The organism is Deltaproteobacteria bacterium, assembly GCA_016213065.1.
GTDB lineage: Bacteria > UBA10199 > UBA10199 > SPLOWO2-01-44-7 > SPLOWO2-01-44-7 > JACRBV01.
The window spans coordinates 1-5,724 of record JACRBV010000081.1; the positions used below are offsets into that span (position 1 = coordinate 1).

Annotated in this window: 6 protein-coding genes; all 6 read left to right on the forward strand. The window is 45.1% G+C overall.

The window, feature by feature from the left end; translation table 11 throughout:
* On the forward strand, positions 1–543 hold a 543-nt coding region (locus HY877_04950; GenBank protein MBI5299624.1), incomplete at its 5' end, for an adenosylhomocysteinase.
* An 81-nt stretch (positions 544–624) separates the two neighbouring features.
* Positions 625–1,782, forward strand: a complete 1,158-nt coding sequence (locus HY877_04955) for an ATP-binding protein (protein MBI5299625.1) — start codon at positions 625–627, stop codon at positions 1,780–1,782.
* A 92-nt stretch (positions 1,783–1,874) separates the two neighbouring features.
* Positions 1,875–2,123 carry a hypothetical protein gene (locus HY877_04960; protein ID MBI5299626.1) on the forward strand — a complete coding sequence of 83 codons (249 nt, stop codon included), beginning with the start codon at positions 1,875–1,877 and terminating at the stop codon, positions 2,121–2,123.
* Positions 2,124–2,624: a hypothetical protein gene (locus HY877_04965; GenBank protein ID MBI5299627.1), complete on the forward strand. Its 501-nt coding sequence runs from the start codon at positions 2,124–2,126 to the stop codon at positions 2,622–2,624.
* Between the two features lie 173 nt (positions 2,625–2,797).
* A complete protein-coding gene (locus HY877_04970; GenBank protein MBI5299628.1) occupies positions 2,798–5,200 on the forward strand; it encodes a hypothetical protein in 2,403 nt (800 codons plus the stop codon).
* Positions 5,197–5,724 (forward strand): hypothetical protein (locus HY877_04975; GenBank protein ID MBI5299629.1); only part of this gene is annotated, 528 nt, incomplete at its 3' end. The genes HY877_04970 and HY877_04975, both read left to right, overlap by 4 nt.

The following is a 5,724-nucleotide window of genomic DNA, read 5'->3' on the forward strand; positions in this document are numbered from 1 at the left end:
AATCCATTGAAAGCTCTGGAAGCATTGATGGACGGTTTCCGCGTCATGACCATGACCGAGGCCGCCCCTCTTGGTGATTTTTTCTGCACCGTAACCGGAAACAAACACGTCATCCGCAAAGAACATTTCGAAAAAATGAAAGATGGCGCCATTGTTTCCAACTCGGGCCATTTCAATATCGAAATCGCCATTGAAGACCTTGAAAAATTGGCTTCTTCGAAGAGAACCATTCGTCCTTTTGTTGAAGAATATAAATTGTCCGGCGGCAGAAGAGTTAATCTGTTGGCCGAAGGACGTCTCGTCAATTTATCCGCCGCGGAGGGTCACCCTTCCAGCGTGATGGATATGAGTTTTGCCAATCAGGCCCTATGCGCGGAATATTTGGTAGCCAATGCCGCCAAACTGGAAAAGAAAGTCTATCCCGTGCCACAGGCTATCGACAGCAAAATTGCCAAACTGAAACTCGAGGCAATCGGCGCCAAAGTCGATCACCTGACACCCGACCAGGAAAAATATCTGGCCTCGTGGCAAGAAGGCACCTAGCCCTTCTTGTAAACCAAGGTCCTATATTAAATCATGCATTTTTTGCATTGCATTTTTTGCATGAAAATATAGGATTGAAGCATGGGAAAAAGTCCGACACATAATAATCCGTTTGTTTATGGAAAAGTTGTAGGAAACGGAGATTTTTTTAATCGTGTCAAAGAAAAACAAAAACTCCTGAAACTTCTGCAAGACAGGAATAACGTCCTCATCACGGGCGATAGAAGAATTGGCAAGACGTCGCTATTGATGAATTGTTTCAAGGAAATTGCAACAAAGAATATCGACGCCTTTTATTTCAACCTCGATCCAATCACATCGATAAAATCATTTATTGAACGGTATGGAGATGTTTTTACTCAAAAAACATCTGTCTCAAGGCGTGCCATTGATTTTTTGAAGTCAGGCCTCAAAGGGTTCGGCCTTGATATACAGCTGTCTGATGATGGTTCGCCCACGGCATCAATTAATTGGAAGGGGCCCGGCACTGTTTCTCAACGGACAATTCCGGAGATACTCAATCTGCCGCAACATCTTGCCGAAAGTCATAAACGGCGTTTTTTGATTTGTTTCGATGAGTTTCAAATTGCCAGAGATTTGGACGGCATGAATCTTATATCGGAAATGAGGGCGGCATTTCAACACCATGACAGGATAACCTATGTTTTTATGGGCAGTGAAATGGGAATTCTTAACCAGCTTTTCAGTTCGCCAAAGGAGAAATTTTTTAACTCAGCAGTGAAATTTCATCTTGGCTCAATAGCACGCAATGAATTTATCCACTTTATTCAGAAAAAATTTGCAACCCGGAAAATCACGATTAAAGAAGATACTTGCACATTTATTTGTGAATGGGGAGGAGATATCCCCGCCAATATTCAGCATTTGGCATCGGCCGTATGGAATTTCCTGCCGGAGAGTGCGGACATTGTTTCTATGGATGCCGTGAAAAATATTATTGTAATGGAGATAGATTCCAACGATGAATTGTATCTGCAAATGTGGCAGGCAATAGGAGATGCCAAGGATCAGGCGCTTTTGCAGAGATTGGCTCGGGCCAAGGAGTTTGCGGTTTCCAGTCCGAAATTTTGTGAACCGCTCTCAATGAATCCGGCAACGGCTACCCGTCGTTTTAACAAGATCGCTTTTAAAACCAGAGGTTCAATAATACATCTGCGCTCATCCGGTTATTCCTTTTCAGATCCCTTTTTTGAAGAATGGATAAGAAGGAAAACTTAAACAGGATGAGGGGTCTTGAGACCCCAAGTTTGTTTCTCTTCCTTTAATAGATTGCTTTAAACTTGGCCGCTTTTTTGCATCTTAGACGGTGCATGAAAGTATCTAACGCCTCACATAAGCCAACAGAACAGGTCGCAACACCTGTTCCGAACCCCACTCAACCCGATATTTCATCGAATCCAGAAGAAGTTCTCTCCTCTTTGAAAACCAAACATAAACTCTTTACCCAACTTTCAAGTGAAGGTTTAATCCATAAAGACCATCTTCCGATGGGAGAAAAACTAAAAGAAACCATCGCAGAATTAGAGGGTTTAATCTCAAAACTGAAGGAGACTGTTTAAATGACGATTCACTTTGACCCCAAAGCAAAAACCCTCACGACCAACACACCGGCGCCTGCAAAAGCGGATGTGCTGGAGGAACAAGATTCTACGATCATCCCCCATCGCGCTGTCAGTGAAATGGATCTTTTGTTCAGCGGCCTCCAACAGCAAAACCAATTACAATCAACACAAGCTGCAGATGTCCCCGAAATTCCGGATTTTGAAAAAGATATTCTGGGTCCCATGCCCATATTGGGTAAAAGCTCCATCACAACCAACGGGGTGATTAGTCGCTATCTGTCTCTTAGAAAAAATCTTTTGGAGCGGCGTAATAGCCTCTCTATCGCCTTAGAAGGCCGTTTAAAGCCCGAAGAAGCCTATGATGTCTTTTCGCGCATTGATGCCCTTGATAGCGCCTTAAAAACCCTCCAACACAATTTGGACAAGGCTTATCAAGCCGACCGGGAAATTCGCGACCGCGAAATTGAGGCAAAACTAAGAAGTTCGCAGGAAGAGTAAAGTTCACAAAGGTGGGGGGAAGAAACCCCAAATCGTTCAAAGTCCAACGGTGGGACAAGAAATTGACAGTAGATTATGTATTTTAACTATTTGTTTTCATTGTATAAATTAACAAAAGAAATTGTCGGTTTATCGGCCTCTTCTTGGCAAGCCATTTGCACAGTAATACTGCGATGCAGATCATAAAAACTACAGCACGGGCGACGGTTACCAATGGTGGGAGTGATAATACTCCTCCTGTTGATACTTCTTCATCCAATTCTGATTTGTCAGACCTCTCCGATATTTTCACTGGAAGCGATCCGGCCACTCAGGAAACCGCTCCGCGGGAAACCGCCCCGATTGACGACCAATCGATTGACTTCCTCTTTGGAGGTTCCATCGGGGGTGCCAATGGTCCCTCCGGCGATCAATTTGCTCCCAACAATGTTGTCACCTTGGACGAATGGTTGATGGAACATCCTGAGGGGCGCATGTTCTTGGATCAATTCATTACAAAAATGAAAACCGTCCGCGATAAATTTTTGATTCCAAGAAAAGAGCAATTGGAAAAAGCCCTCATCCAAAGAGGACTCAGCGTTTCCGAAGCGGCGGCTATCCAAGCCAAAATTGACGATCTGACCAAAACCATTGCCAAGGTGAATGGTGAAATTGGCAAGGCGGAAGCGTTGAGAGAGGGAGACAAAGCCACCTATCAGAACGAACTTTATTCATGGCCCATGCAAGATTTAAATGGCGATGGTTATATCGGAGACCCCAATGATCCCGAAAATTCTTTTATTGTGGCGAAACACCCCGTGACCGGACAGGAAGTTATTTTGAACGCCAAAACCAAGCAACCCGCGGTCGATCCCTACCTCGACATGCGTTATGAACCCGCTCTCATTGATGAAAAAAATGTTTCGCTGATTTCCAGAGCACAAGCCGACCAGAATCCGGGCAAGGCAGACAAAAAATTTGATGTCGCCATGAAGATCAAAACTCCACCGGCACAAGGATTTGCCGACAGCACTTTTGGCGCACAGATTGACATGGTCGCATCGGAAGGATTTTGGGTCGAAAAAGATCCGGCCACCGGAAAACCAATTTTATTAAACGAACCCAAAAAAGGCGAAAGCTCACGCTATAAATTAAAGGCGTTCACCACCGTTACCCGCGAAGACGGGAAAAAAATGGTTGGTCAGGAAACTCCTACCGCCGAAGAGCGTGGAAAATATGTTTTTGTTCGCGCCTCCTCCATAAAGGTTTCCTCGGAACCAATCACTTATAATGGAAAAGAACTCGATGCCGGACACGTTTATATTGAATATAAAAACAAGGACGATGAAACGATTGCCATCATCCGCGTGGAAGGCACAACAACGGACACGGGCTCTCCTCTCGCTGTTACCGATACCAACTATATCGCCGCAACATCGGTGGGTGTGTCACTGACTTCCGGAAAAACAGCCGATGATAAATTTATCAAACACTCCAACAGAATTAGTCCCATTGAAATTGATGCTTCTGACTTATCTCTCACATCAAAAATCTTGCAGGCGCTTCCCGGCAATACTCAGGAAATTGAAGCATTCTATAAAGCACTGGGAATTCCTCCGGAAGCTTATGACCACAACACAGGCGAATTTCTGGGCGATCCCGGAGCCGAGGGAGAAAATCTTCAACGGAGCAGAGCGGCCGGCAACTTTACACTTTCTGGTGGATTTTTATCCCCAACAGGCAATGACCCTTCTCTTGCCGGCAAATTTGGTTATAATGCCGAACGCCAAACTGTCGCCAGCCGCGGAGTCTATCTTCCCAATGACTCCACCAACAATCCTCAATTCAGAGAATCCATCACGGGTGTGGCTATCATCGGTTTTAGAGGGTCCATTACCGGAACGCAAAATAACGACATTATCGTTGTGCCCCCACCTGATGAAAAACAGATTCGTGAATTACTTCCCATTGGTGCAAAGGAGATTACGCCCGACAACCCTGCTTATGGCACCTATGTAGATGCCGGTTCGGGACGCAATTTTGTCTATTCCGGCGGCGGCGACATTGCTGTCAAAAGCGCTTCTTTTTTCTGGCAGGAAGACAATGGCAAGTTCGACGACGACACTAACATTTATCTCGATAACCATGTGAACAACACTTCCAGCATCAATCAAGGTATTTTTGTACACATCGGCAAAAATTCAAAACAAGTTAATATCCTCAATGGAGAAGATTCCGATCCACAGAGAGCTAATAAAGATACGCATGACGGAGTGAATGACGATTATTATTCAGGCCCTGCCAATATGAAATTCACTCATCAGCAAAATGATACCCCGGGCGGAATGCAGGTAGATACCGACGGGGATTCGGCTCAGCAAATTGGAACGAACATGAACAAAATGAACACGGATATCAAAGAAAAAGTGATTCGCAGAGATCCTCTTGCCGTGGAGGGCGATGTAAAACCCGAAGATTGGGAATATGGCAAACAATATGAAGAGTGGGCGAAAACTTCTCAAGCTTTCTTTAACGAATGGGAATTCTTCCAAGCCCAAAATGGCGGTTCGGAAGAAACGGAAGGGGTACTCAAATGACAGACCCAATTGTTAACAGAACATCAACGCCACCGGTTTCGCGGGAAGAAGCACAACAGCTTCAACGGGACTTATTGCAGGCGAAAAAAGAAATTGAACAGGCGAAAAAGTGGGAAGAATATTATAAGAGTGATTTTGAAAACAGCGACAGAGCCGATGTTATTTTTGCCGAAGCAAAGGTTGATTCTCTGCTCGCGGTGATCAAAACATTTTTGGCGACCGGCCGGTGGGAAGCCCCCGCGGGTCAGAGCGGCATCCAGCAAGGAACTCAAAATGACGCCACCGCGGAATTGATTAAGGACATGAAACCGGGTTGGAACGGGGATTTCCTGCTCAACACCAACACACAGCGCCCTTCTTATATTCCCGCAGATGCTTCTTTTGAAGGAGTTATTTATCTTCAGGAGGGTGGTTCCAGGGCGGCTTTTCAACTCGATCCAAACGCTATAGAATTGACTGCCTATAATCACGGCAGTGACATCATTTATGTTGAAACGCTTAAAGACGGAACGAAGAAGGCGTGG

Bases quoted from the DNA above. Each gene is read 5' to 3' on its own strand.
- HY877_04955 (MBI5299625.1), top strand. From the start codon at position 625: ATGGGAAAAAGTCCGACACATAATAATCCGTTTGTTTATGGAAAAGTT.
- HY877_04960 (MBI5299626.1), top strand. From the start codon at position 1,875: ATGAAAGTATCTAACGCCTCACATAAGCCAACAGAACAGGTCGCAACA.
- HY877_04965 (MBI5299627.1), top strand. From the start codon at position 2,124: ATGACGATTCACTTTGACCCCAAAGCAAAAACCCTCACGACCAACACA.
- HY877_04970 (MBI5299628.1), top strand. From the start codon at position 2,798: ATGCAGATCATAAAAACTACAGCACGGGCGACGGTTACCAATGGTGGG.